Raw genomic sequence first — 512 nt, forward strand, 5'->3', positions numbered from 1 at the left:
AGCAAGAAACAACAGCAAGCCAAAAGGTTTACGCCGGTCAAAAAACTGAAATAAGCGGAAGCGAACATAAAAAGAACGTGCGCTCCGTTGGATTTACGGGACGGAAAAGGAAGGGATAAATGAATACCCATCAAGATCGGAATACCGGTGAAGCGGTGCTGCGTGGCATGCGCTGCAAATGCCCTTCCTGGGGCATTGGCTCTGTCTTCGACGGTTACTTGAGCGTGAAACAGTCCTGCGACAACTGTGGTGAAGATCTTCACCACAGTTGTCGCAGGACTGTTTCACGCTCAAGTAACCGTCGAAGACAGAGCCAATGCCCCAGGAAGGGCATTTGCAGCGCATGCCACGCAGCACCGCTTCACCGGTATTCCGATCTTGATGGGTATTCATTTATCCCTTCCTTTTCCGTCCCGTAAATCCAACGGAGCGCACGTTCTTTTTATGTTCGCTTCCGCTTATTTCAGTTTTTTGACCGGCGTAAACCTTTTGGCTTGCTGTTGTTTCTTGCT

2 protein-coding genes are annotated in these 512 nt (G+C 49.6%); one reads left to right on the forward strand and one right to left on the reverse strand.

Translation table 11 applies throughout. The features are described from left to right. Window positions 1-263 (reverse strand): hypothetical protein (locus PsAD13_RS27980; protein ID WP_206599790.1); only part of this gene is annotated, 263 nt, incomplete at its 3' end. Here PsAD13_RS27980 and PsAD13_RS27985 point away from each other — a divergent pair. Continuing rightward, window positions 250-512: hypothetical protein (locus tag PsAD13_RS27985; protein ID WP_206599790.1), on the forward strand; the 263-nt coding region annotated here is incomplete at its 3' end. The two genes, PsAD13_RS27980 and PsAD13_RS27985, sit on opposite strands and share 14 nt — an antisense overlap.

Source organism: Pseudovibrio sp. Ad13 (assembly GCF_001623225.1).
Taxonomy (GTDB): domain Bacteria; phylum Pseudomonadota; class Alphaproteobacteria; order Rhizobiales; family Stappiaceae; genus Pseudovibrio.